The sequence below is a fragment of the Maricaulis sp. D1M11 genome (genome assembly GCF_047308265.1).
Taxonomy (GTDB): Bacteria; Pseudomonadota; Alphaproteobacteria; order Caulobacterales; family Maricaulaceae; genus Maricaulis.
On the sequence record NZ_JBKQWY010000002.1, the window covers coordinates 43599 to 67397 of the forward strand.

Consider the following 23799-nt stretch of genomic DNA (forward strand, 5'->3'; position numbering starts at 1 on the left):
TAGGCTTGCGGCTGCATTCGCGATGCAGTGTGATACGGTTTGTGTCCCAGGGACGCAGCTGAGGAAAGGGTAAGGTATGCGAGGCGCAATTATCGGCCTGGCCGTTCTTTTGGCTATAATTCTGGGTGTGTTCGGAGCCCTGGCGGTTCTGGCCAACAACCTCTCCCCCCAAACCGAAACCGTCCGGATCGAGCTTGATGACACATTCCCGCGCTAAATCCGTCTGGGGCGGCCTCATCGGTCTGGCCCTTGTTTCAACATCGGCTCTTTTCTCGACGTCGGTATTGGCTCAGAGCAGTATTGAGGTCGAAAGCCTCGACACGCTGGATCCGCTGGAAGTGCGTCTGTCGGATGCCGCACTGGATGACACCCTGTGGTCAGGCACATCCATCGACATGTTGCGCCTGCTGCTGGATGGTCTGCCCGATGCCCGTCGCGGCCAGTATGAAGCCCCCGCTTTGGCTGAATTGAGCCGGGCCGTCCTGGTTTCCGGCGGGCGCCCTCCGCGCGGTGGGCGCGGTGATGATGATCTGGCCTGGCTGCGGGCTGATCGCCTCCTGGCATCGGGGGGAGCCCATGACGCCTTTGATCTGCTTGAGCGGACGCCGGATGTTCACGAGCGACCGGACCTGGCCTTGTTGCATACCGAGCTGGCCTTTGCCCTGCGTCAGGATGCGACGGCCTGCCGGACGGCGCGAGCCTTGATCGAAGAGCGTGAGCAACCTTACTGGCAGCGCGCTCGGGCCTATTGCTTGGCGCTGGAAGGGCTCAATGCCGGTGCGGAATTGTCGGCCGACCTGGCCCGCGACCAGAGCCCGGACCCTGATTTTGACCGGCTTCTGTTCGGTCTCACCCTGGGCGGCGTGATTGAGGAAACCATGCCGTCGCCGCGCAATGGTCTGACCCTGTCCATGGCGCGCAACCAGCCGGGTGATGGCCGGTCCACCCCTGAAATCTATCTGTCCGAAGCGGCTCCAGCCTGGCTGACGCGCCTGTTCGAGCAGGACAGCCTGCCGCCGCTGACCCCGTCACAGGACCCAGCCGCCGCCCTGGTGCTGGCCGAGGCCGAGCGGGGCGAGGCCCGTCGCGTCCTGCTGGAAAGTGTCCTGGTCCAGCCGCGCGACCGTGAGGCTGCCGCCGTGGCTCTGGAATACTTGCTCTCGGATGCCGCCGAAGACGGACGTTTTCTCGATGCAGCCCATTATTATGGTGCCGAGGTGCAAAGCCTGCCGATCAATACCGATACCTTGCAGGCGGGATATCGCTTTGCCCTGGCGGCTTTGGCCGTAGGTGATGTCGAAACAGCCCGGGCCTGGCGCAATGGTCTGGTAAACGGTCCGGAAATCTCCCCATCAGAGGACCCGATCGCCGAGGCCATTGTCGAAAACGCGTTTGCAGCCCCGGTTCAAGCTGAAACCTGGGTGGGCCCGGCACCGGCCCGCATTCATCAGCTCGATCTGATCATCGCCATTGCGGCCGATGAGCTCGATCTCAGCCGCACGCATACACTTGTCCAGGACTGGCCGCAGGCGGCAGGGCGCCAGGGTGCACAGGATGTTGCCATGCTGGTCGCGCTGGGGCTGAGCCAGCCGGACAATTATCGCCTCAACCTTATCGATGCCCGACCGACGCGTATTCCGCCTTCTCTGATGGCCATGGAAGCCGCCACGGCCGCCGGAGCGGATGGAGAATCCGTATTGCTGGCTCTGCGGGTCATGCTCGAGGCTGAAGGTTTGACGCCCTATGCGGCGGGTCGGATCGCTCAGACGCTTGATGCGGCTGGTCTGCGGGCGCATGTTCTTCGCCTGGTGACGGATCGTCTGATCTCCGCCGCCGGTTAAATTATGTCAGTCAGCGGCGATATCGCCCTGTTTCTCGACATGATGGCAGCGGAACGCGGGGCGTCGCGTCATACGCTCGACGCGTATGAGCGCGACCTGAAGGATATCAATGCGCGCCTTGCCGGGGCCGGTATGGCCCTTGTCGACGCCCAGACAGCGGATCTGGAAGCTGTTCTGCTCGGATTCAGGCGGGATGGTCTGGCTGCATCAACGGCGGCCCGGCGTTTGTCTGCAATGAAGCGCTTCTATCGCTTCCTCATGACGGAGGGGCGTCGGGGCGATAATCCGGCGGCCAGTCTGCGAGGGCCCCGCCAGGCGCGCAGCCTGCCCAAAGTGCTCAGCGAAGGCGATGTGGATGCCCTGTTCGATGCGGTCGGCCTGCAGGAGGGTGAGGAGGGATTGCGAAACCGGGCGCTGATGGAATTGCTGTACGCCGCCGGATTGCGGGTGAGTGAACTTGTCTCTCTGCCTCTTGCCGCCATCGTGCCATCCGAACGCTGTCTCTATGTCACGGGTAAGGGCGGCAAGGAACGTCTGGTCCCCCTGACACCGGCCGCACTGGATGCGGTTGCTGCCTATAAAGGGGTGCGTGACTGTTTTCTGCCATCCAAGGCCAAGGCTGTCGGTCCGGCCCGACGTTTTCTCTTCCCCTCCAAGACGGCCAAGGCCGGGCACCTCACGCGGGAGAGGTTTGCCCAGATCCTGCAGGAGCTGGCGGAGGTGGCGGGCCTGCCAGCGCACAAGGTATCGCCGCACGTTCTCAGGCATGCCTTTGCCACGCATCTGCTCGCCCGCGGTGCAGATTTACGGAGCGTCCAGATGCTTCTGGGGCATTCCGATGTCTCGACCACACAGATCTATACGCATGTCCTGGCCGAGCGTCTGAAGCAGGTGGTTGAATTGTCTCACCCTCTCGCACGGAAGCCCGATAGTTAGCGGATCTGCGTTGAAGAGGTATGGCGCTCTTGTGACACGGGTCACGGATCGCTAGTTTGCGCTCACGTCAACTAGTCCACAGGTGAAGACCGGGCATGTCCGACCCCACGCGTACCTATCTGGAATTCGAGCGGCCGCTGGCTGAGCTGGAAGCCAAGATCGAAGAACTGGAAACCCTGGCCCGCGGCAATGGCGAAGATGCGCCGGATGTCGCGGAGGAGACCGCCAAGCTGCGCCAGAAGGCGGCAGACCAGCTGGCGCAAATCTATGGCCAGCTCGATCCGTGGCGCAAAACCCAGGTGGCCCGCCACCCGGATCGCCCGCATTTTCGCGAGTATCGCAAGGCGCTGATCGAGGATTTCGAGGAGTTGTCGGGGGATCGACGCTTCTCTGAAGACGCTGCGATCATTGGCGGTCTGGGCCGTTTTCGAGGGCAATCCGTGGTCGTGATCGGCCATGAGAAAGGCCATGATACCCAATCTCGCCTGCACCACAATTTCGGCATGGCGCGTCCGGAAGGTTATCGCAAGGCGATCCGTCTGATGGATATGGCCGAGAAGTTTGATCTGCCCGTGCTGACCTTTGTAGATACAGCGGGGGCCTATCCGGGGCTGGGCGCGGAAGAACGCGGGCAGTCGGAGGCGATTGCGCGTTCGACCGAGCGCTGTCTCACGCTGGGCACGCCTTTGGTGTCTGTCATCACGGGTGAGGGGGGCTCCGGCGGTGCTGTGGCTCTGGCCAGCGCCAATGTGGTGATGATGCTGGAACACTCCATCTATTCCGTGATCTCGCCGGAAGGCTGTGCGTCCATCCTCTGGAAGGACAGTACCCGCGCCAAGGATGCTGCGGTGGCGATGAAAATCACGGCTGAGGACCTCACCGCGCTGAAGATCGTCGACAAGGTTATTCCCGAGCCCGTCGGGGGCGCACATCGCAATACACATGTGACCCTCAAATCCGTCGGTGATGCGATCGAGGCGAGCTTGCGGGATCTGTCCGGCCTGTCTCCTGCACAGCTCAAGCTGCAAAGACGTGAGCGTTTTCTGGCCATCGGCCGCATGGAAATGGGCGATCTCTGACGCCCATCCAAGCGTTGAAAAACTGGCATGAAACCGGCCTGTTGCGAAGCGCAATGGGCCGGTCTTGCATTTTGCGTCAGGCTTGGGAGCACTTTGCAAGAGTGCTCAACTCTGGCGTGATCAACCTTAAATAAAACAATGTGTTACCCGCGGTCTGTCTCTGGCTTGCTGTTTGCTCCTCAAGAACCAAACGGCCCAGCAACACGGAGACGAGGTCATGCCGCGCAAATCGACATCCATCTGGATCCTCAGTGGTCTGGCCGCGGGTGGTCTGGCCACATCGGTCCTCCTGCCCGATGCGGAACACCGCCCCGTCACGGACGCAGCCACGATTATGTGCGAACGGGTCGAGAGTTGCGAAACCCCGCAGACAACTCCCGCGCCACCGGCCTGGTCCCTCAGCCAGTTCCCGGCGGCGGGTCCGGCATCCTCGCCGGCTGACCTGGCCCTTAGGGTCGGTGAGGATGCCGAACGGCTTTTGCGTCGCGAGCTGGAAAAGCGTGTCGCCTATGAACCTGTTTTCGATGCCTGTCGCATCTGTCCCGAACCGGGAGACGTGATCTCTCCGCCGACAGACTGGGTCAGCACCGTCATGTGTCAGCCGGGGTGGTGCGTCCCCTGATCTCCTGAAATCGCCCAGGCTGACCGGCCGGACCTTTCCCCCAAAGGTCCGGCCAATTTTTTGTGGGCGGCGTGCAGCACCCTTCCGGACTTGTTCGTATAGCAAAAGGGGACCGGCCGAAGCCGATCCCCCACCCCGGGCAAAATGTGGAGGGTTTAGCCCAGGGGTTCTCCGGAAAAAGGTTCAACCTCGCAATACACGCCCGCCTGACGGAGCGTGTTGCAGCTCTCCTGTGCATCGGACGGATAACGCCAGGGCCCAATCAGCAGGCGACGATACAGGCCGGTTGTCAGATCATCGACAGGCGCCAGGCGCGCGTGGCGACCCGACAGGGAGTCCGGGAAGCGTTCTGCGAGATAATACCAGCCGAAACGGGCGGACTCGACCGAGCGGTAGGAGGCGAGATGGATGCCATATCCTGCGCCTGTATCGTTCGTCTGGGGGGCATGAGCCTGGGGAGCATCCAGTTCCGCGCTCTGGGTCGGAGGTGTAACCGGGCTGGAGTGCGGCTGTGGCGCGTCCGGCGTGCCATTTGATGTGCTGGCCGTATTCACGGGCGGGGCGGCGGGACGGCTGGCACACGCCTCCTCCGGCAAGCTGTATAGTTCGCGAACAAACTCGGCGACGGCCCGGTCAATCATCGACCGTACGGCGGTCTGAACCGGTTCCAGTGCGCGTTCTCCAGAGCCCACATCAATAAGATTGCCATCGAAGAAGGCGAACAGGCCGGCTTCGACTTCCCGACCGCGAATTTGTTTGCGCAGGGCGCGAACCGCGATCACTTCTGTTGTGCGGGCATCCACCAGCCGCAGATCCATACCGACATCAATGATGTAATCGCGTCCGCCCAGATTCAGGCCCACGGAATTCTCGCCTGCCGAGCTGGCGAAGGCCCGTGCTCCGCCGGAGCGGATGTTGGGATTGTACTCCGTGATACCGCCGATCAGATACAGATCCGTACCCTCGATCTGACCGGCCTGGACCTGGCGGACTTCGTCAGAGCCATCATGCAGCAACTGATTGCGGGCATAATCGAGATCCACCTGAACGACGCCGGTATCGTAGCGCTCGACGAGGCGCATTCCGGCGGAATTCACTGCTGACATGGCCATCAAAGTGGCGCCCTGGGTCAGTCGGCGACCCGTGAAATAGTCATCGGCTCCCGTCAGGTCCGTGATATGGCCGACGGCGATGCGCGGTGGCTCAAAGCCGGTCGACGCGGCATAGCGGGACAGGCAAGTAAGCGTCGGGGAGTATGCGGTTGAGACTGAAACGACTTCGGAGCCTAGAAGCGGCGTGACGTGGGTCGCAGGCTGATGAGGGTCGATAGTCGTGGCACATCCGGCGAGACACAGGGCCGACGCTCCACTCGCGAGGAGACGGGACTTCATTCTTCGTCCTCCTCGCCTGGCGTTTCAGGATCAGACCTTTGCGCGATGCTGGCATTGGCGTTTTGCGGCCCGGAATTGATCTGGGTCAGGACAAATGTGCTGTTCGAGGCGCCGTTGATCTGGATGAGATTGCCGATACTCATGGCCGTCGAGCGAGGCCGGGCCAGGCTTTCTCCGGACAGGGTCTGGCGGTCACTCATCAGACCAAAACCAGAGATGTTCGAGGCCGGAGCGTCGATGACCTGGCCATTGATCACATAGAGATTGCCGCGATCATCGCGTCGTCCGGGATCATAAGGGGCTGCCATGGCTCCGGATTCATGGCCCCAGGGCCGCGTTTCGGGATGGCCGGTTCGGTCCTGGGCGAGAGCCGTGGAACTCAATCCGGCCGCCAGGCTTATTGCGATCAAATAGGTATTCATGTCAGACCTCCACATCTTCGTGTGAGGGTTGCAACGGGAGCGCCAGACAGAGTGAGTATTCTAAATAGCTGTATTTGAAGCGCTATCAGGACCGGGCCGAAGTTCTGAAGGGCAAGTGTGTTAAACCGCAAGGGTTGAGCATTGCATTACGCGAGATTGAAATTGCAAAAAGCCTTGAACTGCAAGGACCGGGTATCGGCGAATCCGACAACCTCCTGAATAAGCGGGTAATCCTTGGTTAACCCTGCTTGGTCGCCCACTTGCTCCGTGTTCTTCACCCCCGCGCGTGGCCGGGGAAGTCATTTCAAGGAGAACATGATGACACTGTCTGCCAGTCTCAAATACGGTGCTTGTCTCGCGCTGGGCTTTACCCTGCTTTCAGGCGCGGCCGAAGCGCAACAGCGCACGGTCAATAATGTCCAGACCAGCTGGGCGGAAAGCCGGGCCGAGCTGAATGCCGGTATCAAACGCGTGGGCGATGATGTGAGCGCAACCTCGGCTGCGATCAATAATTCGCTCTCGGTACAGAGCAATCGCACGACGTTCGTCAATAATGCCCAGGCGTCGACGGCGGCGAGTTTCGCGGAGTTGAACGCGCGTATCTCCGGCGTCAGTGAAGAGGTGAGCGCCACTTCAGCCTCCATCGGTAACTCGGCATCTGTGAGCATTGAGGCGGGTCGGCGTTTGCTCGATTCAGATGTGATCAACGCCCAATCCTCAACCGGCTGGCGCAGTGCCACGCTAAATGCGGATATTCGTCGTGCCGAGGATGCCAGTGCGACCGCTGCTGCGATCGGCAATTCCGCGAGTGTCGAGAGCACCCGGGCAGCGACACTGGATGTGACCAACTCCCAGGCCAATCTGGGTGGGGTGGCCGCTGTGGCGAATGTGGACATTGCCTCCATTGGCAATGATGCGTCGGTGACCGCGGCAGCGATCGGCAATACGCTGTCGGTCTCCACCTTGCCGGGCGTCGGGCGGGTCAATACGGCGACCAGCCAGTTCAACACCGGCTACATCAATGCCACGGCGAATGTTGATCTGCGCCGGGTGCGTGATGATGTGTCCGCCACGGCCGCCGCGATCGGGAACTCGGTCAGCGTGACGGTGGGGGATTTCTGATCCTCCCCTCACAGATACCACAAAAAGAAAGGCCGGATCCATGGATCCGGCCTTTTTGACACGTAAGAGAGACGCAGCGATCAATAGCGCATCATCGCATCGCCTGCGTAGGCGGTCACGGCGCACTGTCCGCCCAGGTTTCGAATATCGCGACAGGCGCTGGCCGCGGCGGCCTCATTGGGCCAGGGACCGGCCATGACCCGGAAGATTGTGCCTTCATTTCCCCCATCGTCCGCGACGATGCGGCCATGACGGTCTCCCAGGATCTGCTCATAGGCAGACCGGATCTCGGGCCACTGGCGATTGGCATTCCACATGGTGCGATAAGAGGCCAGATGGAGACCATAGCCGGTGTGGGTCGAGCGGTCCGGAGCGGTCGAGACAGCTGCCGGGCTCTGGATCGAGGGGGCAGCGGGAACCGGGCTCGGCTGACGCTGAGGCGCGGTCTGCGCGACCTGACGCGGGGCCGGTTGAGGTGCGACCTGGCGCTGGGCGTGCTGGGCCTGTTGCACACGCGCGCGTGCGGGCTGTCCATCGACGCAGGATCCCGTCTGGAGATCGTACAGACTGGCCATGAATTCGAACACGGCTCGGTCGACCATGGCCCGAACAGCGGTCTGGACAGGTTCAAGCGCACGTTCACCGCCGCCAATATCGATGACAATGTCATCCATGAAAGCAAACACGCCGCTTTCAATCTCACGACCGCGCACCTGTTTGCGGAAGGCCCGAACGGCAATCACTTCGGTGGAGCGCACATCAATGAGGCGAAGGTCCATGCCGATATCAATGACATATTCCGAGCCGGAATAGGTTCCGGCACCGCCACTATCGCCCAGAACACTGGCATAGGCCGTGCGGCCCGAAGAGCGGATATTGGGATTGAACTCGGTGAGACCGCCGACAAGATACAGGTCTGCACCTTCGATCTGGCCTTGCTGGATCTGACGCAGGCGATTGGGCGCATCCCGCACGAGGCCGTTCTGCGCATAGTCGAGCTCCACCTGGACCACGCCCATGTCGAATCGCTCAACAACCCGCATACCGGCGGTATCTGCGGCCGATATTGCCATCAAGGTCGCGCCCTGGGTCAGGCGACGACCGGACATGTAGTCATCGGCTCCCGTTAAATCGGAGATGTGGCCGACCGCAACACGCGGGGCGGGATAATTCTGTGCGCCGGCAAAACTCGCCAGGCATTGCAGCGATGCTGTGTAGTCGGTCTCAACCGTCTGAATGGGGGCGCCGGACAGAGGCGTGACCGGCACCACCGGCGCCTGGGGATCGCTCGTCGTCTGACAGGCGGACAATCCCAGTGCGGTTGCGAGTGCCAGAAGGGGCGCTCTAGTCATTCTCGCCTCCGTTCGAGGTCTGTCTCGTGCCGATGTTTACAGTCTGACTGGCCTGATTGCGCTGTTCGATGATGATCGTCGTATTGGATACGCCGGTGATGGAGACGCTATTGCCGATCGCCGCCGCGGTGACACTAGGGCGGCCCAAAGTGCCACCGGCTGCCAGCGTTGAGGCGGGGCGATTGCTCAGTGTGACAGGTCGACCGGGTGTGCCCTGATCCTCACTGTCGATAACACGGCCATTGATCACAATCCGATTGCCCTGGGCATCGCGTTGTGGCGCCTCATAGGGCGTGGCCATGTCCGCGTGGGTGGTGCCATAGGGCTGGGTCTGCGGATAGCCCTGGGCCTGGGTAAGGCTCGCCATCGCTATTAGAAGAAGGCCTGTCATTGTTTCATTCCCGTATCGCTCGCGTGTCAGGACACATCTGTGCAATCGCGGGACCAAGTTTGGCCGGTTGAAGGCGGGTTTTTCAGTGCCCTTCAATAAAAACAGACAATTAGGCGCCGGCCCGGATTTCTCCGAACCGGATTCATGGTTTGCAAACCGTAAATATGCCCCTGAAAATTCTTATAAAAAGCGAACGCGTCTGGCAGGATCTCTCGCAGAGCGCTAATTCGACTCCCGTCCCGGGAAGTCCATTGATTTCAAGGCTCTCCCGTCAGGGGAATGCGTCATCGGGCGTGCCAGAACTTGCCAGATTTACACTTTGTTTACTGACACTTGGCCCGGAACGACACAGATCGTATTCGAAAACGAGACGTTAACGGCGTGGTTAAACTGGCCCGGGACGCGTTTACGTTTGATTAGGATTTGCGGCATTCGTGTAAGTGTTTGAATTTGTTTTTATAATAATCCTAAGAAAAAAATTTACCCGCCGTTAAGGGTGATCGGGCGGGCAAACTGGCATGGCAGATGGATTGCGACGTGTGGGACGTCACCGACTGGGGTGGCAAATGTGAAATGTCTCGGGAGACACGACTATGAAAAAGCACATGATTTCCACCGCTCTGGTTATTGCTGGCGTTGCACTGTCCGCTCCGGCCTTTGCCCAGGACCGCACGATCAACAATGTCCAGCGCAACTGGGCGCAGGCGCGTGCTCAACTCAATTCCGACGTTGAGAACGTTCAGGGCGAGGTTGCCCTGACGTCTGCCGCGATCAACAACTCGTTCTCGGCCGATCTGGATGGCAATCCGCAGATCAACAATGTTCAGTCCACCTATCGTGGTGCCTATTCTGAACTCAATTCCGACATCGACAACATCACGGGTGATGTGTCGGCAACGGCGGCGGCCATCGGCAACTCTGCATCCGTGACCATCGACAGTGATGCGGATTATGCCAATATCGCCAATCATCAGGTGGCGATCGGCAATTTCGAATCCAAGCTGAGCCTGGGTGTCGAGAATGTAGCCGGTGATGTGTCCGCCACGTCTGCGGCGATCGGCAATTCCCTGTCTGTTGAAGCGTCGGGTGAAAACCTGAATCTGAGCAACAACCAATTCTTCCGTGGGGATGCCGTGTCTAAGCTGAACGGCCACGTTCAGAACGTGACCGGTGATGTGGCGCTGACCTCGGCTGCAATTGCCAACTCTGCGTCCTATGAAGTCAGCGCATCCAATTTTGCGTCGATCAACAACTATCAGACGACCAATATCGACCCGCGCGCTTACTCCAATGTGGGCGTGTCCAACGTCACCGGTGAAGTGACCAGCACGACGGCTGCGATCTCCAACTCCCTCAGCGTCTCCACGCTGCCGGATACGGCTGACATGCGTCTGAATTCTACACAGCTGAACAACGCATTCACGGGTGCGGAAGCGAATGTGGAAATCGAAAACATCACGGGTGATGTGTCCGTGACGGCTGCCGCCATCGGCAACTCCGTCTCTGTGTCCAGCCTGGACTTCTAATCGAGACAGTCCTCAGCCTGCATCCCCCCGATCGCATCGCTGGGGGCGGCGGCCGGATCCTTCATGGGGTCCGGCCGTTCTCATGTCAGGCGAAGCTCAGCGCAGATCCATGGCCATCCAGGGCAGGAGACGGCCCGGAAACACATCTGAGGCCCGCATCTCGATCCGGTGGGCGCCCCACTTCAGATAGGCGGATTCGGCCTGGGGGTCGGACAGCAAGGTCACGCGACGCTCTCCGGCCGCGCGAAGGCGGTCACAGGCATTCCAAAACAAGGCACGGCCGATGCCCTTGCCCATCATGTCGGGATGAATAAACAATAGATCGAGATTGCCGACCGGATGACCCGGAGCAATCTGGCAGACACCGCGCACGGCTCCATCGGGCCTTTGAGCGACCCAGGTATGGCCCTGCTCAATATCCGTTTCCTCGACACGCAAATACGGTCGGCAGGCGTCAAGAAAATCTGCCGGATAGCCCCAATAGGCCTTTGAAAGGAGACATAGTTCCGACAGGGGCGTCGCCTCACCCGGCCGCGCCGGACGAAGCGAAAACTCCCTAGCCGTCATTGTCGGTAGCAGAGGGCGTCAATGCACCGTGGCAATGCTTGTACTTCTTGCCGGAGCCACACGGGCAGGGCGCATTGCGCGAGACACGGCCCCAGGTTTCCGGGCGCGTTGGGTCCAGATTTTGCGCGGGTTTGCGCAAGGGCGGCGCGGGCGGGCGTGCCCGAGGGGCCGCCTGTTGCGCCGAGGCCATTTCATTCCGGCCGGTATCTGGATTGATGTGTGTTTCCGTCAGTCCCTGCGGAGCCGGAGCCGCGGCAGGTTCTGGCGCCCGCTCCAAACGTAGAAGCATCAGTTTCTGTGTCACTTCGGACCGCATATTGTCGGTCAGGCGTTCAAACAGCTCGAAGGCTTCCTGTTTGTATTCATTCAGCGGATTGCGTTGGGCGTAGGAGCGCAAACCAATCATGGAGCGCATGGCATCGAGGTTTTGCAGGTGTTCACGCCAGTTCAGATCAATCGCCTGCAGCAGAATGGATTTCTCCACGCGGCGCATCAGGTCCGGGCTGGCAGATGCGACCTTGGCCGCATAGGCCTTGTCGGCCTCTGACAGTAGACGCTCGAGGATTTCCTCATCCGCGATGCCTTCTTCGGCGGCCCACTCGCTGATGGGGAGTTCAAGACCGAATGTCTCCTGCACCTTGAGGTTCAGGCCTTCGATATCCCATTGGTCAGCATAGGCCTTGGGCGGGATGTGATGTTTGACCAAATCTTCGGCCACGTCATGCCGCATGTCGGTGATGACATCGGCGACATCGTCGGCGGTCATGAAATCGATGCGCTGTTCGAAGATCGCCTTACGCTGGTCATTCATCACGTCATCATATTTCAGGACGTTTTTCCGGATGTCGAAATTGCGCTGTTCCACCTTGCCTTGCGAGGTTTCTAGCGCCTTGGACATCCACGGGTGCGCGATGGCTTCACCTTCTTTGAGACCCAGGCGACGCATGATCATGTCCAGCCGTTCGGCGGCGAAGATGCGCAGCAGATCGTCCTGGACCGACACATAGAATTTCGACCGACCCGGATCACCTTGACGACCGGTCCGGCCACGCAGCTGATTGTCGATCCGGCGGCTTTCATGGCGTTCCGTCGCGAGCACGTACAGGCCGCCGGCATCGAGGGCATGTTGCTTCTTGGCAGCGATATCGGCGGCGATGCTGTCGCGCTCCGCCTCAATCTCGGCTTCGCTCGGTTCCCGTCCAGCCGTTTTCTGGGCGTCGAGCCAGGCCTCCAGACGCATGTCTAGGTTACCGCCCAGCTGAATATCGGTTCCGCGGCCGGCCATGTTGGTGGCAATGGTCACGGCGCCAGGGACACCGGCCTGAGCCACTATACCGGCTTCGGCTTCGTGATAACGCGCATTGAGGACCTGGTGCTCAATCGGCAGGTGAGCGAGAATCTCTTTCAGGAGTGGACGTTCAGGACGTCCGTCCTTCTCCCAGGCTTCTTTTTCCGCTGCGTCCTTGGGATAGAGATGACCGACCTCTTTCTTGAAGAGGTTCTTGTCGCCCAGAAGCGCGGAGATGATTTCCGACTTCTCGATGGAGGCTGTCCCCACCAGAACCGGTTGTCCACGGTCCTGGCAGTCGATCAAATCGTCGACAATGGCAGCGTATTTTTCAGCCGCCGTACGGAAGACCACATCCTCATCATCAATCCGGGCAATCGGTTTGTTGGTGGGAATCTCCACGACATCAAGACCATAGGTCGAGTGGAATTCGTCGGCCTCGGTCGATGCGGTACCGGTCATGCCCGCCAGCTTGTCATAGAGGCGGAAGTAATTCTGGAAGGTCACAGAGGCCAGCGTCTGGTTCTCGGGCTGGATGTCCGTTCCTTCCTTGGCCTCGATCGCCTGGTGCAGGCCTTCGGACAAACGGCGTCCCGGCATCATCCGGCCAGTGAATTCATCAATCAGGACAACGGCATTGTCCTTGACGATGTAATCCTTGTCGCGCTGGAAGATCTTGTGGGCCTTCAGCGCCTGGTTGACGTGGTGAACGACCGAGATGTTCTCGATGTCGTAGAGATCGCCCTCTTTGAGCAAGTCGCGCTCTTTGAGCATCTCTTCGACGCGTTCATTGCCCTCTTCCGTCAGCAGGATGGAACGGGCTTTTTCGTCAATCTCGTAGCAGTCCTCGTCCAGCAGGGGGATGAGTTCGTTGATCGTTTTGTAGAAGTCCGTGCGGTCCTCGGTGCGACCCGAGATGATCAGCGGCGTGCGGGCTTCGTCGATCAGGATGGAGTCGACCTCGTCGACGATGGCAAAGGCGTGACCGCGCTGAGCCATCTCCTCGACGGAATGTTTCATGTTATCGCGCAGATAATCGAAGCCGAGCTCGTTATTGGTTGCGTAGGTGATGTCGCAGGCATAGGCCGCGCGGCGCTGTTCATCGCTCAGGCCATGCATGATGACCCCTGTGGACATGCCCAGCGCGCCATAGACCTTGGCCATCCACTCGGCATCCCGCTTGGCGAGATAATCATTGACCGTCACCACATGCACGCCCTTGCCCGGCAGGGCATTGAGGTAAACGGGCAAAGTCGCAACGAGGGTCTTGCCTTCGCCGGTTTTCATCTCCGCAATGGAGCCCTCGGTCAGCACGATGCCGCCCATCATCTGCACGTCGTAGGGACGCAGGCCCAAGGTTCGTTTCGCGGCTTCGCGGACGGCGGCAAAGGCTTCAGGGATCAGGCTTTCCAGCTTGGCACCATCGGCGAGGCGAGCCCGGAATTCGCCGGTCTTGGCCGCCAGGCCCTCATTGCTCAAGCTTTCGAAATCGGGCTCCAGAGCATTGATCTTGTCGACGATGGGCCGCAGGCGGCGCACCTTGCGATCGTTGGAGGATCCGAAGAGCTTGCGAACAATTGGCAGCATGATAACGGCTTTACGGTCTTTTCAGGCCGGACGTGGTGTCTCATTCATCAAGACACACTCGTCGCAGCATTGCTTTTAAACGTCTGGCTGACTTAAGGATGGGGGCATGGCGTGTCAATCAAGGCACGCGGCTGGAACAGCAATCCGAGGTAAGAGCGCGCCATGTCTGCACCAGTATGGGTCAGAGTATGTTTGGTTTTCGGCCTGGGCCTTCTGGTGGCATGCGGCCCTGAGCCGCGGCGGACTGCCGAGACGTTTTCCGGACCGGAAGAGATGTTGTCGCCGGACGAGGCCGATCCGGTGGTGGCCCGGGTCAACGGGACTTTGATCCGCGTCTCCCATGTCATGCATGAACTGACAGACCAGGCGGGCGATGTGGGAGCACAGGATGTCGGTCCTGGGGATGATGTGTTCGAGCGAGCGCTTGATGAGCTGATTGACCAACGCCTGTTGGCGCTTGAAGCCCGGGCGCGGGGGCTCGAACGAGATCCCGAAGTGCATCGGCGCCTCGCTGTGGCGCGCGAACGCATTTTGTCCAATGTGCTTGTGGAGACGGCTCTGAATGATGCGGTGACCGACGAGGTGATCCAGCGCATCTATGAGGAACAGATCAATTTCATGCGGTTCGGCGACGAGGTGCGCGCCCGGCATATTCTGGTGAGGACGCGCGAGGAGGCCGAGGCAATCGAAATCCTGCTGGACTCCGGAGAGAGTTTTGCCGAACTGGCCGTTGCGACGAGCCAGGATCATGCGACCCGGCTTGACGGTGGGGATCTGGGCTATTTCACGCGGGGCGGGATCCTGCCGGCCTTTGGAGCGGTGGCCTTTTCCACCCGGGTGGGTGAGGTCTCGCCGCCCTTCCAGACCGAGTATGGTTGGCACTTGCTGCAGATCGAGGATCGGCGTCGTCAGCCGGCTCCCACACTCGACCAGATGCGCCCTCAGATCGTGAGCAATTACACGCTCGAACACCTGCAGACCCTGGTGGATACACTGCGCGTGGAGGCCGAGATCCAGCGCCCGGACCTTGCCGGACCGGACGAAGAGGATGATATGAGCGCTGAAGACGCAGCCGGTCAGCCGCCACAGGACGTGATCGACCTGAGCGCCCAGCCCGACGGGTAAGCTTCCGTAAACCCTTCTCCTGCACGGCATTTTAAGAAAATGAGGTCAGTGTCATGAGTCAGAACCCGAAGCCTGTGCTTTATGTGGCGGCGTGTGCCCTTCTTGATGCGGATGGCCGCATCCTTCTGGCGCAACGACCGGACGGCAAGGACATGGCAGGGCTTTGGGAGTTTCCCGGCGGCAAGATCGAGCCCGGGGAAACGCCGGAACAGGCGGTGGTGCGTGAATTGCGCGAGGAGTTACTGGTGGAGCCGTGTGAGCGCTGCCTGCATCCCTTCGCTTTCGTGTCCCATCCGTACGAGGCATTTCACATTGTGATGCCTTTTTTCCTGTGCCGGACATGGGACGGTTTCCCCCAGCCCCAGGAAGGGCAGGAGATCGCCTGGGTCCGGAAAGAGAATTTGCGGGATTTCAAAATGCCCGCAGCTGATCTGCCGCTTGCGGCTGAACTGCGGGACCGCCTGTGAGCGGTGTCGCTCTGGTGAAAGGGTCCGGCATGCGCTGGTGGTCACGGTTCTGGAAAGACGAGTTCGGCGGAACAGCGATCGAATACTCCGTTGTCGCCGTGATCATATCGATTGCCGGTGTGGGCGCACTCGCCCTGATCGGCCCTACGGTTCAGCAAATGTTTGTCGACGCTTCGGGCGGTTTCTAACCCCCGGCCTTCTCACCTGCCGAGATCTCTGTCGTGCCAAGCGCCGCCGCCAGGCTGTGCGTGGCCGAGCCGGGGCGTTTGGGCTTGGGCTGGTCGGGATGAGGCGCCCAGCCTCCTGCATGCACAATTTCGAAACTGGCCCGGATCCGACCATCAGGATCGCTGAATTGTTCAGCGTAAAGGGCTGCGGCCTGCATGAAGAGCGCTCGGGAGGCGGGACGGCGGGGCCGGTCGGTCAGGACGCTGGTCTCGCCCATGCCGCGCAGGTCCCGCATGAGGTCAAAAGCGCTGTCATAGCGCACGGTCAACCGGTCGATATCCGAGACGGGCAGGGCAAAACCGGCGCGTTGCAGCAGGGCTGCCATGTCAAACGTTCCCGCAAAGGGTGACACACGGTTGTGGACACCGTCGGAGAGGGCACTTTCCGCCATCATCAGGGCGCGGCGCAGCTCAGTGAGGGTCTGGCCGCCAAACAGGGCCAGGGCCAGGAAGCCATCCGGTTTCAGGGCGCGATTGATCTGGATCAGCGTGCCCGGCAGATCGTTGGACCAGTGCAGGTTCAGCGGTGCCAGAACCAGGTCGAAACTCTCATCGGCAAAGGGAAGGTTTTCCTCGTCCACACAGGCACGCGACGCGCCGGGCAGGCTCGCGGCCACAGGGCGGGCAATGTCCGTCTGGATGATATGGCCCAGCTTGCCGGTTGTGGCGGACGCTGCGAGCGCCGGGACAAAACGCGGCCCCCCACCGAGCACCAGGACACGGTCGAAATCGCGTGTGATACTCTCGATCCGGTCGACCATATCCTCGGCGACACGCTCCACGAGAAAGCTGAAATCGTGTAGGCTGTCCGCTTGGCGGGCACGACGCTGCCGCAACAGGCGGCGATCGAAAAGCTGGGGAGGCATCTCTGTCATCACGAGGGGGATATGCGCGTTTTTCAGCGTCCGGGAAAGGGGCGAGAACTGTGTTTTCTCCGCTCCGGCCGCTGTTTCGGCGCGCCTGCGATCTAGTCTGGCCACCGCAGTGTCCGGTTAGCGGCCAGGCTGTGGATGATCCCGGGCATCTGGCCGTCAACCCATGGCGGGAACTGACCTTCCTCGCCCCGCCGCAGTGTTCATCCTGTGGCCGCCCGTTTGAATATGCCCCCGTGCCGGATAGCGGCGACACCTCTCAGGAGGACTGGCTGTGTGGCGTGTGTCTTGCGCATCCGCCGCGGTTCGACAGCCTGCGCGCTCCGCTCGCCTATGACGAGGCCAGTAGCGCTCTGGTCTTGGCGTTCAAGAAGGCCGACCGGGTCGAGATGCTGCCCCAGTTCGGTCGGTGGATGCGTATGGCGGCACGCCGTGAACTGGATGCAGCAGACCTGGCCATTCCTGTTCCGCTGCACTGGCGGCGCCTGCTCGCCCGGCGGTATAATCAGGCCGCCTTGCTGGCGCGGGCGCTGGTGTCGGGGACATCGTGTCCCGTGCGCACGGATATCCTGGTGCGTAAGAAAGCCACGCCTTCACAGGCCGGGCGCAGCGCCAGCGGGCGGCGGCGCAATATGGTGGGGGCGTTTGCCGTACGCAAACCGGACGCGCTGTTGGGGCAGCGTGTGCTTCTGGTCGATGATGTCTATACCACCGGCGCGACGATCGCGGCCTGTACACGACTGCTCAAACTCTCTGGCGCAATCCGTGTAGATGTCGTGACATTGTGCAAAGTTGTGCGGGAAGAGACTCCGCCTACATAGGGCGCAAAGGAGAATTCTGATGAGCCAAGTAACGATCTATACACGTCCCCTGTGCGGCTATTGCGCCCGTGCAGTCTCTCTGCTCAAGCAAAAGGGTGTCGCGTTCACCGAAATCGAGGCGGGCATGGACCGCGAGAAGCGCCAGGAGATGATCCAGCGCTCCAATGGCGGAAACACCTTCCCGCAGATTTTTATTGGCGACATGCATATCGGCGGCTGCGACGAAATGATGGCGCTGGAACGGGCCGGCAAGCTCGATCCGCTGCTCAACGCCTGATCTCATGCGCGCTCGCCCGATGGATACCTTGCCTGTGGCCCTGGTCCAGATGCGCTCCGGGATCGATCCGGATGCGAATCTGGACGTGGCCGAGGTGGCCATCCGCCGGGCAGCGGATGAGGGTGCACGATGTGTGCTGACACCGGAATGCACCAATCTCGTCCAGAAGGACAGTGCCGCTGCGATGGCCGTGCTGAAACCCGAGAACGCGGATCCGGCCTTGCCTCGCTTTTCGGCTCTGGCGGGCGAGCTGGGTGTGCATCTGGTGATCGGTTCGCTGGCTCTGAAGGGCGAGACCGGCAAGGCGGTCAACCGGACTGTCGTGTTTGGTCCCGATGGCGCTTTGCAGGCCCGCTATGACAAGGTCCACATGTTTGATGTGGGTCTCGGACAGGGCGAGACCTATCGCGAGAGTGATACCTATGCTCCGGGGCAGCAGCCTGTGATCGCGGATATCGCCGACGCGCGTTTGGGCTTGTCCATCTGTTATGATGTGCGCTTTGGCTATCTCTACCGGGCTCTCGCGCAGGCCGGCGCACAGATACTGACCGTTCCGGCGGCTTTCACCCGTCCCACAGGCCGGGCCCACTGGGAGGTCCTGCTTCGGGCACGGGCGATTGAGACCGGCAGCTATGTGCTGGCCCCGGCCCAGGGCGGGCTTCATGAGGATGGCCGCCGGACCTGGGGGCATTCCATGATTATCGGCCCTTGGGGCGAGATCGTGGCCGAGCTCAAGCATGACGAGCCCGGAATTTTGCATGCGGTGCTGGATATGCGAAAAGTGTCGGACGCGCGGCAACGCATTCCTGCGCTCAGCCATGACCGTGCTGTTTCCGCGCCGGTCCAAGGTCTGGTATCCATGGGGGATCAGATGCCCGCTGACCCAGCGACCGAATACGAAAGCGAATGATCAAGTACGCGCTGTTATGTGACCAGGACCATGCGTTCGATGCCTGGTTTTCCGATTCCGACGCCTATGAGATGCAGGTCGAGCGGGGCCTGGTCGAGTGCCCCCATTGCGGATCCACCGATATACGCAAGGCCTTGATGGCCCCCGCCGTGCGCACCGCACGCCAGGTCGAAGCCCGGGATGCGAAGGCGGATCTTCAGAAGATCGCGGCCCAGGTCCGCAGCCATATTCGCGATAACTATGACTATGTCGGTGAAGATTTCGCCCGAGAAGCTCGGGCGATGCATGAGGGTGACAAGCCGGAACGATTGATCTACGGCGAAACCAGTGCGGCAGACAGCGAAGCGCTCCAGGATGAGGGCGTGCCGGTCATGCCGCTGCCTGACGCTCTCGCCCCCACGCCGCCGAAAAAGCTGAATTAGCCCGGTTTGCGCGCGATCATCATATAATTCACCGACGGGTCTGCGCTCAAAGACCATTGGTCATTGAGCGGATTATAGCTCACGCCGATCGCGTCATCGGGTGTCATGCCTCCGGCCCGAAGCGCTGCCGACAATTCGGTCGGCTTGACCAGCTTGTTGAACCGGTGCGTGCCGCGCGGCAGCCAGCCCAGAACCCATTCCGCGCCGACAATTGCCAGAGCAAAGGCTTTGGGAGTGCGGTTGATGGTGGCGCCGATCATCAGCCCGCCGGGTTTGACCAGGTGCGCGCTGTCGATCAGGAATTGGTGCGGATCGGCGACGTGCTCCATCACTTCCAGATTCAGGACCACATCAAACTGGGCTTCGCCCTCTTCGAGCAATTGCTCGGCCACACCGTGTCTGTAATCGATCGTCAGGCCGGATTCCTGCGCATGTACGCTGGCGGTCTTGATATTGGCTTCTGCCGCATCCACCGCGGTGACAGATGCGCCCAGACGGGCCATGGGCTCGCTGACCAGGCCACCGCCACAACCGATATCGAGCAGTCTGAGACCCTCGAACGGGGTCTCGCCGGACAGGTCGAAATGATCGCACACCGTGTCCCGGATAAAGCCCAGGCGAACCGGGTTAAACTTGTGCAGTGGTGCGAATTTGGAATTGGGATCCCACCACTCCGACGCAATGCGCGAGAATTTCTCGACTTCCTCCGGATCGACCGAGGGCCGGGACAGAGTTTCGGGTGCGGTTGCGTGTGCCATGGCGTTCACCTTCCGGGCGAGTTGTCTGCCGCTTGCGTTCGGGCGTTGCATCCAAAAGACCGCGCAATTAGATCAAGGATGAAATCGCTTTGGTCCGGGTGCCTTAATATGGCCTCAGCCGGGCGGCTAATCGAGTGGGCTGCGACGATTTGAGCAGTCCTCGTCACAGCCACCGGGATACAGGGCCCGAACGGCGCAGGTTTGAGGGGAGCGACACATGCAGCGCGTGGTCGCAAAATTTGGCGGCACATCGGTCGGTTCGATCGAGCGTATCCGTCATTCCGCGCGACTGGTCGCGCAAGCCGTGCGCCGTGGTGAGCCCCATGCTGTTGTCGTGTCTGCCATGGCGGGTGAGACGGATCGCATACTGGGCCTCACACGCGAACTGGGTGGAGATCTGGGACATGCTGAAAGTGATGTGGCGCTGGCAGCGGGTGAACAGGTCTCCGCGTCTCTTATGGCCCTGGCGCTGGAAGGCGAGGGGCTGAAGGCCCGCTCGCTGATGGGATGGCAGGTCCCGGTTCTGGCTGATGGTCCTGCCGGTTCTGCGCGAATATCCGGACTGGATGGTCGAGGCCTGGCTCAGATGATGGACGCCGGTATCGTGCCCGTTCTGGCGGGCTATCAGGGCATGACTGAAACCGGTGAAATCCGGACGCTGGGGCGCGGCGGCACGGACCTCTCTGCGGCCGCACTGGCTGCTGCCCTGGAGGCGCGATGCGACATCTACACAGACGTCGACGGGGTTTACACCACGGATCCGCGGATGGAGCCCGCCGCACGGCGGATCGACCAGGTCAGCCATGATGAAATGCTCGAACTGGCAGCCCAGGGCGCAAAAGTGCTTCAGGCCCGCTCGGTAGAGTTTGCCAAGACCCACAGCGTGCCGATGCGGGTCCTGTCCAGTTTCGCGGCTCCCGGTGACGCGCAGGGCACGGATGTGGTCGATGGCGCGCAGATCAGCGAGCGGCGACTGGTGTCCGGGGTCGCCTATGTGCGAGACCAGGCCCGACTGTCCCTGCCGGGACTTGATCCGTCGGGCGAGCAGATGGCTGTCGTCTTTGCAACCCTTGCCGGGGCACAGATCGGGGTCGACATGATCGTCCAGTCGAACGGGCGCACACCCGATCACGTCAATCTGGAATGCTCGCTCGCCGGGCGCGATCTCGAACGGGCACTCGCTCTGTGTGCCGGACTGGCTTTACCGGAGCCGGTTCGGACCGGTGAAAACCTCGCCAAAGTGTCTGTTGTTGGAGCAGGTCTGCGACAAAGAGCAGACATTGCCCGCTCGTTGTTCGGGGTTCTGGGGGAGCGCGGTATCGCCGTTAAGCTTCTGGCAACTTCCGAAATCAAGATTTCAGCATTGATCGAACAGGATTCTGTCGAACGTGCGGTGCGTGCCCTGCACGCCGCTTATGGACTGGACAAGGTCTGACTCATGCAAGAACCGCCCATCACCCGGACTGCCACAGACCCGCGCCGCCTGCTCAAACGCATGCGCGAGCTTATGGCCGTGCAGGAAAACGCACAGGAACGTCTGGACCATCTGACGGATCTGATCGCCGATGAAGCCGGGTGGGATGTGTGCTCCATCTATCTGCGACGGGCTTCCAATGCGCTGGAGCTGTGCGCCACACATGGCCTGAAAAACGAGGCCGTGCACCAGGTTCGGCTGAAACAGGATGAAGGGCTTGTGGGCCTCGTGGCGCGTCAGGCGCGTCCGTTCTCGGTGGAAGATGCCCAGGCCCACCCGTCCTTCTCCTACAAGCCGGAAACCGGTGAGGAACCGTTCAAGGCCTTTGTCGGCGTGCCAATCCTGCGCGGGGGCCGTCTTGTCGGCGTTCTGACAGCACAGTCCACCGATCAGCGCCTGGTGGAAGAAGACGAGATCGAAACGCTGCAGACCGTCGCCATGGTGCTCGCCGAGATCGTCTCCTCCGGTGAGATCATGGACACGGGCGAGCTGGGCGAGCTGGATGTGCGCCCCTCGCGACCGGAACGCCTGCAGGGCGGGGCCTATTCGAGTGGGCTGGCAACCGGTGTGGTGGTGAAGTTCGAACCGCATGTGTCGTCGGCCCGACTGATCGCTGATGACAGCGCAAGCGAGGCCGAAAGGCTGACGCACGCCATTCTCGGCTTACGCGCATCCATCGATGACATGTTCGAAAGCGGCCGCATTCCCTTTGGTGGACCCAGCCGTGATGTGCTGCAGGCTTATCGCATGTTTGCGCACGACCGGGGCTGGCTGAACCGTCTCCACGAGGCTGTGCGGCGCGGTCTGACGGCCGAAGCCGCCGTCGAACGGGTCCGCAATGAAAACCGCGCGCGGCTGATGAAAGCCCAGGACCCGATTTTCCGTGAACGCCTGCACGATCTCGAGGATCTGGCCAATCGCCTGTTGCGCCATCTGGACGGTTCCGCGTCCACACTGGCGAACCTGCCCGATAACGCGATCTTGCTCGCGCGCAATATCGGTCCGGCGGAACTGCTCGATTTTGATCGCGACAAGCTGAAGGGGATTGCGCTGGAAGAGGGCGCCGCCTCCTCACATGCCGCCATTGTCGCCAAGGCTCTGGGTATTCCCCTTGTGGGTCAGGTTGAAGGGGCGCTCGACCGGGCTGAGAACGGCGATGATGTCATTCTCGATGGCGAGTTCGGGCTTTTGCATATCCGTCCGACGGCTGAAGTGATCGTGACCTATGAGGAACGCCTGGATGCGCTGAGTCGTCGCCGGGCGGCCTATGCCAGCCTGGCCGACAAACCCAGTGTCACAGCTGATGGGCGCCGGATTTCGCTCAACCTGAATGCCGGTCTTCTGATCGAACTGACTCAGATGGATGATACCGGCGCGGATGGAGTGGGGCTCTTCCGGACCGAGTTTCAGTTCATGGTCGCAGAAACCCTGCCGCGTCTGGATGAACAGGCCACGGTCTATGGTTCCGTGCTGGATGCAGCCGGAGATCGTCCGGTCATCTTCCGCACACTGGATCTGGGCGGGGACAAGGTGGCACCCTTTGCGCCTTCGACCAAGGAGCCCAATCCGGCGCTGGGCTGGCGGGCCATTCGCATGGGGCTGGATCGTCCGGGCCTGTTGCGTTACCAGCTTCGCGCCCTGATCCGGGCCGCGGCCGGGCGTTCGCTCAAGCTGATGTTCCCGATGATTTCCGCCCCGTGGGAATTGCGAGCGGCGCGCGACATGTTCGAGCGCGAATTGCTGTTCGCGAAGCATCGGGATCTGCCTATGCCGGAAACGGTTGAGGTCGGATTGATGCTGGAAACGCCAGGCATGGTGTTCGCGCTGGAGCATTATATCGACAGCGTCGACTTCATTGCCGTGGGCGCCAATGATCTGATGCAGTATTTCTTCGCGGCTGACCGGCAGAATCCGCGTGTGTCAGAACGGTATGATGTACTCAGCCCTCCCGCTCTCGGACTGTTCAAACAGATACAGACCATCTGCACCAAACATGAGGTTCCGCTCTCGGTCTGCGGTGAAATCGCGTCGAGACCGCTCGAAGCGGCGGTGCTTATCGCATTGGGCTATAACCGGCTTTCCATGGCGGGTGGCAGTATCGGGCCGATCAAGACCATGCTCGGTCAGCTCGATGCCGAAAAGCTTGGCACCTGGCTTGCTCCGCGGCTTGACAGTCCGGTCGATAGCCTCAGATCACAACTGGTGTCGGCTGGCACAGAAATAGGCCTTCCGCCGGAGGCTGTTGATAACTCCGGTAGGATTTGATTTTATTAACCTCTCGCCCTGTCATAAAGTATGAGGGCGAAAAGGATCGCTCCGGGC

24 protein-coding genes are annotated in these 23799 nt (G+C 61.0%); 16 read left to right on the plus strand and 8 right to left on the minus strand.

Translation table 11 applies throughout. The features are described 5' to 3' along the window. Positions 1–76 precede the first annotated feature (76 nt). The 5 genes from RMQ97_RS04340 to RMQ97_RS04360 all read left to right on the plus strand — a co-directional run bounded on the left by RMQ97_RS04340 (position 77) and on the right by RMQ97_RS04360 (position 4478). Complete coding sequence (locus tag RMQ97_RS04340; protein WP_413659626.1) at positions 77–217, plus strand: hypothetical protein; 141 nt, start codon at positions 77–79, stop codon at positions 215–217. Continuing rightward, entirely contained in the window at positions 198–1841 is a 1644-nt protein-coding gene (locus tag RMQ97_RS04345) for a hypothetical protein (protein WP_413659627.1), read from the plus strand. The genes RMQ97_RS04340 and RMQ97_RS04345 overlap by 20 nt, the downstream gene beginning before the upstream one ends. 3 nt (positions 1842–1844) lie before the next feature. Beyond that, positions 1845–2777, plus strand: coding sequence for a site-specific tyrosine recombinase XerD (locus RMQ97_RS04350; RefSeq protein WP_413659628.1), 933 nt, complete (start codon positions 1845–1847; stop codon positions 2775–2777). 95 nt (positions 2778–2872) lie between these two features. Next, entirely contained in the window at positions 2873–3856 is a 984-nt protein-coding gene (locus RMQ97_RS04355; RefSeq protein WP_413659629.1) for an acetyl-CoA carboxylase carboxyltransferase subunit alpha, read from the plus strand. A gap of 217 nt (positions 3857–4073) precedes the next feature. Then, entirely contained in the window at positions 4074–4478 is a 405-nt protein-coding gene (locus RMQ97_RS04360) for a hypothetical protein (RefSeq protein WP_413659630.1), read from the plus strand. Positions 4479–4633: 155 nt separating this feature from the next. Here RMQ97_RS04360 and RMQ97_RS04365 read toward each other — a convergent pair whose 3' ends face one another. Continuing rightward, entirely contained in the window at positions 4634–5869 is a 1236-nt protein-coding gene (locus RMQ97_RS04365; RefSeq protein WP_413659631.1) for a CsgG/HfaB family protein, read from the minus strand. Next, positions 5866–6291 carry a hypothetical protein gene (locus RMQ97_RS04370; protein WP_413659632.1) on the minus strand — a complete coding sequence of 142 codons (426 nt, stop codon included), beginning with the start codon at positions 6289–6291 and terminating at the stop codon, positions 5866–5868. The genes RMQ97_RS04365 and RMQ97_RS04370 overlap by 4 nt, the downstream gene beginning before the upstream one ends. Positions 6292–6609: 318 nt before the next feature. On the opposite strand from RMQ97_RS04370, the gene RMQ97_RS04375 reads away from it, so the two are divergent. Next, positions 6610–7413: a hypothetical protein gene (locus tag RMQ97_RS04375; RefSeq protein ID WP_413659633.1), complete on the plus strand. Its 804-nt coding sequence runs from the start codon at positions 6610–6612 to the stop codon at positions 7411–7413. Positions 7414–7493: 80 nt separating this feature from the next. Here RMQ97_RS04375 and RMQ97_RS04380 read toward each other — a convergent pair whose 3' ends face one another. Then, a complete protein-coding gene (locus tag RMQ97_RS04380; RefSeq protein ID WP_413659634.1) occupies positions 7494–8765 on the minus strand; it encodes a CsgG/HfaB family protein in 1272 nt (423 codons plus the stop codon). Continuing rightward, positions 8758–9156 carry a hypothetical protein gene (locus RMQ97_RS04385; protein WP_413659635.1) on the minus strand — a complete coding sequence of 133 codons (399 nt, stop codon included), beginning with the start codon at positions 9154–9156 and terminating at the stop codon, positions 8758–8760. The genes RMQ97_RS04380 and RMQ97_RS04385 overlap by 8 nt, the downstream gene beginning before the upstream one ends. Positions 9157–9749: 593 nt before the next feature. Here RMQ97_RS04385 and RMQ97_RS04390 point away from each other — a divergent pair. Then, complete coding sequence (locus RMQ97_RS04390; RefSeq protein ID WP_413659636.1) at positions 9750–10682, plus strand: hypothetical protein; 933 nt, start codon at positions 9750–9752, stop codon at positions 10680–10682. A gap of 96 nt (positions 10683–10778) precedes the next feature. On the opposite strand, the gene RMQ97_RS04395 is transcribed toward RMQ97_RS04390, so the two are convergent. Then, complete coding sequence (locus RMQ97_RS04395) at positions 10779–11249, minus strand: GNAT family N-acetyltransferase (protein ID WP_413659637.1); 471 nt, start codon at positions 11247–11249, stop codon at positions 10779–10781. After that, on the minus strand, positions 11239–14124 hold the full coding sequence (secA, locus tag RMQ97_RS04400; protein WP_413659638.1) for a preprotein translocase subunit SecA: 2886 nt from the start codon (positions 14122–14124) through the stop codon (positions 11239–11241). Before secA ends, RMQ97_RS04395 begins: the two co-directional genes overlap by 11 nt. A gap of 162 nt (positions 14125–14286) precedes the next feature. Between secA and RMQ97_RS04405 the strand changes: the two genes are divergently transcribed. The 3 genes from RMQ97_RS04405 to RMQ97_RS04415 are packed head-to-tail and all read left to right on the plus strand — an operon-like array spanning position 14287 to position 15904. Further along, positions 14287–15249, plus strand: coding sequence for a peptidylprolyl isomerase (locus tag RMQ97_RS04405; RefSeq protein WP_413659639.1), 963 nt, complete (start codon positions 14287–14289; stop codon positions 15247–15249). Positions 15250–15302: 53 nt separating this feature from the next. Next, positions 15303–15716 carry an 8-oxo-dGTP diphosphatase MutT gene (gene mutT / locus RMQ97_RS04410; protein WP_413659640.1) on the plus strand — a complete coding sequence of 138 codons (414 nt, stop codon included), beginning with the start codon at positions 15303–15305 and terminating at the stop codon, positions 15714–15716. Beyond that, on the plus strand, positions 15713–15904 hold the full coding sequence (locus RMQ97_RS04415; protein WP_413659641.1) for a Flp family type IVb pilin: 192 nt from the start codon (positions 15713–15715) through the stop codon (positions 15902–15904). The genes mutT and RMQ97_RS04415 overlap by 4 nt, the downstream gene beginning before the upstream one ends. Here the strand turns inward: RMQ97_RS04415 and RMQ97_RS04420 are convergent. Continuing rightward, on the minus strand, positions 15901–16818 hold the full coding sequence (locus tag RMQ97_RS04420; protein WP_413659642.1) for a methyltransferase domain-containing protein: 918 nt from the start codon (positions 16816–16818) through the stop codon (positions 15901–15903). The two genes, RMQ97_RS04415 and RMQ97_RS04420, sit on opposite strands and share 4 nt — an antisense overlap. Positions 16819–16868: 50 nt before the next feature. On the opposite strand from RMQ97_RS04420, the gene RMQ97_RS04425 reads away from it, so the two are divergent. From RMQ97_RS04425 to RMQ97_RS04440, 4 genes are read left to right on the plus strand one after another with little or no spacing between them, the layout of a single operon-like run. Next, positions 16869–17636 (plus strand): ComF family protein, encoded by a 768-nt coding sequence (locus tag RMQ97_RS04425; protein ID WP_413659643.1) that lies wholly within the window; start codon positions 16869–16871, stop codon positions 17634–17636. A gap of 19 nt (positions 17637–17655) precedes the next feature. Next, positions 17656–17913, plus strand: a complete 258-nt coding sequence (gene grxC / locus RMQ97_RS04430; protein ID WP_413659644.1) for a glutaredoxin 3 — start codon at positions 17656–17658, stop codon at positions 17911–17913. Between the two features lie 4 nt (positions 17914–17917). Continuing rightward, entirely contained in the window at positions 17918–18823 is a 906-nt protein-coding gene (locus RMQ97_RS04435; RefSeq protein WP_413659645.1) for a carbon-nitrogen hydrolase family protein, read from the plus strand. Next, entirely contained in the window at positions 18820–19245 is a 426-nt protein-coding gene (locus tag RMQ97_RS04440) for a DUF1178 family protein (RefSeq protein WP_413659646.1), read from the plus strand. The genes RMQ97_RS04435 and RMQ97_RS04440 overlap by 4 nt, the downstream gene beginning before the upstream one ends. On the opposite strand, the gene ubiG is transcribed toward RMQ97_RS04440, so the two are convergent. Further along, entirely contained in the window at positions 19242–20003 is a 762-nt protein-coding gene (gene ubiG / locus RMQ97_RS04445) for a bifunctional 2-polyprenyl-6-hydroxyphenol methylase/3-demethylubiquinol 3-O-methyltransferase UbiG (RefSeq protein ID WP_413659647.1), read from the minus strand. The two genes, RMQ97_RS04440 and ubiG, sit on opposite strands and share 4 nt — an antisense overlap. Before the next feature lie 217 nt (positions 20004–20220). Between ubiG and RMQ97_RS04450 the strand changes: the two genes are divergently transcribed. Beyond that, positions 20221–21438 (plus strand): aspartate kinase, encoded by a 1218-nt coding sequence (locus RMQ97_RS04450; RefSeq protein ID WP_413659648.1) that lies wholly within the window; start codon positions 20221–20223, stop codon positions 21436–21438. Between the two features lie 3 nt (positions 21439–21441). Beyond that, positions 21442–23742: a phosphoenolpyruvate--protein phosphotransferase gene (ptsP, locus tag RMQ97_RS04455; RefSeq protein WP_413659649.1), complete on the plus strand. Its 2301-nt coding sequence runs from the start codon at positions 21442–21444 to the stop codon at positions 23740–23742. The last annotated feature ends 57 nt before the right edge of the window (positions 23743–23799 follow it).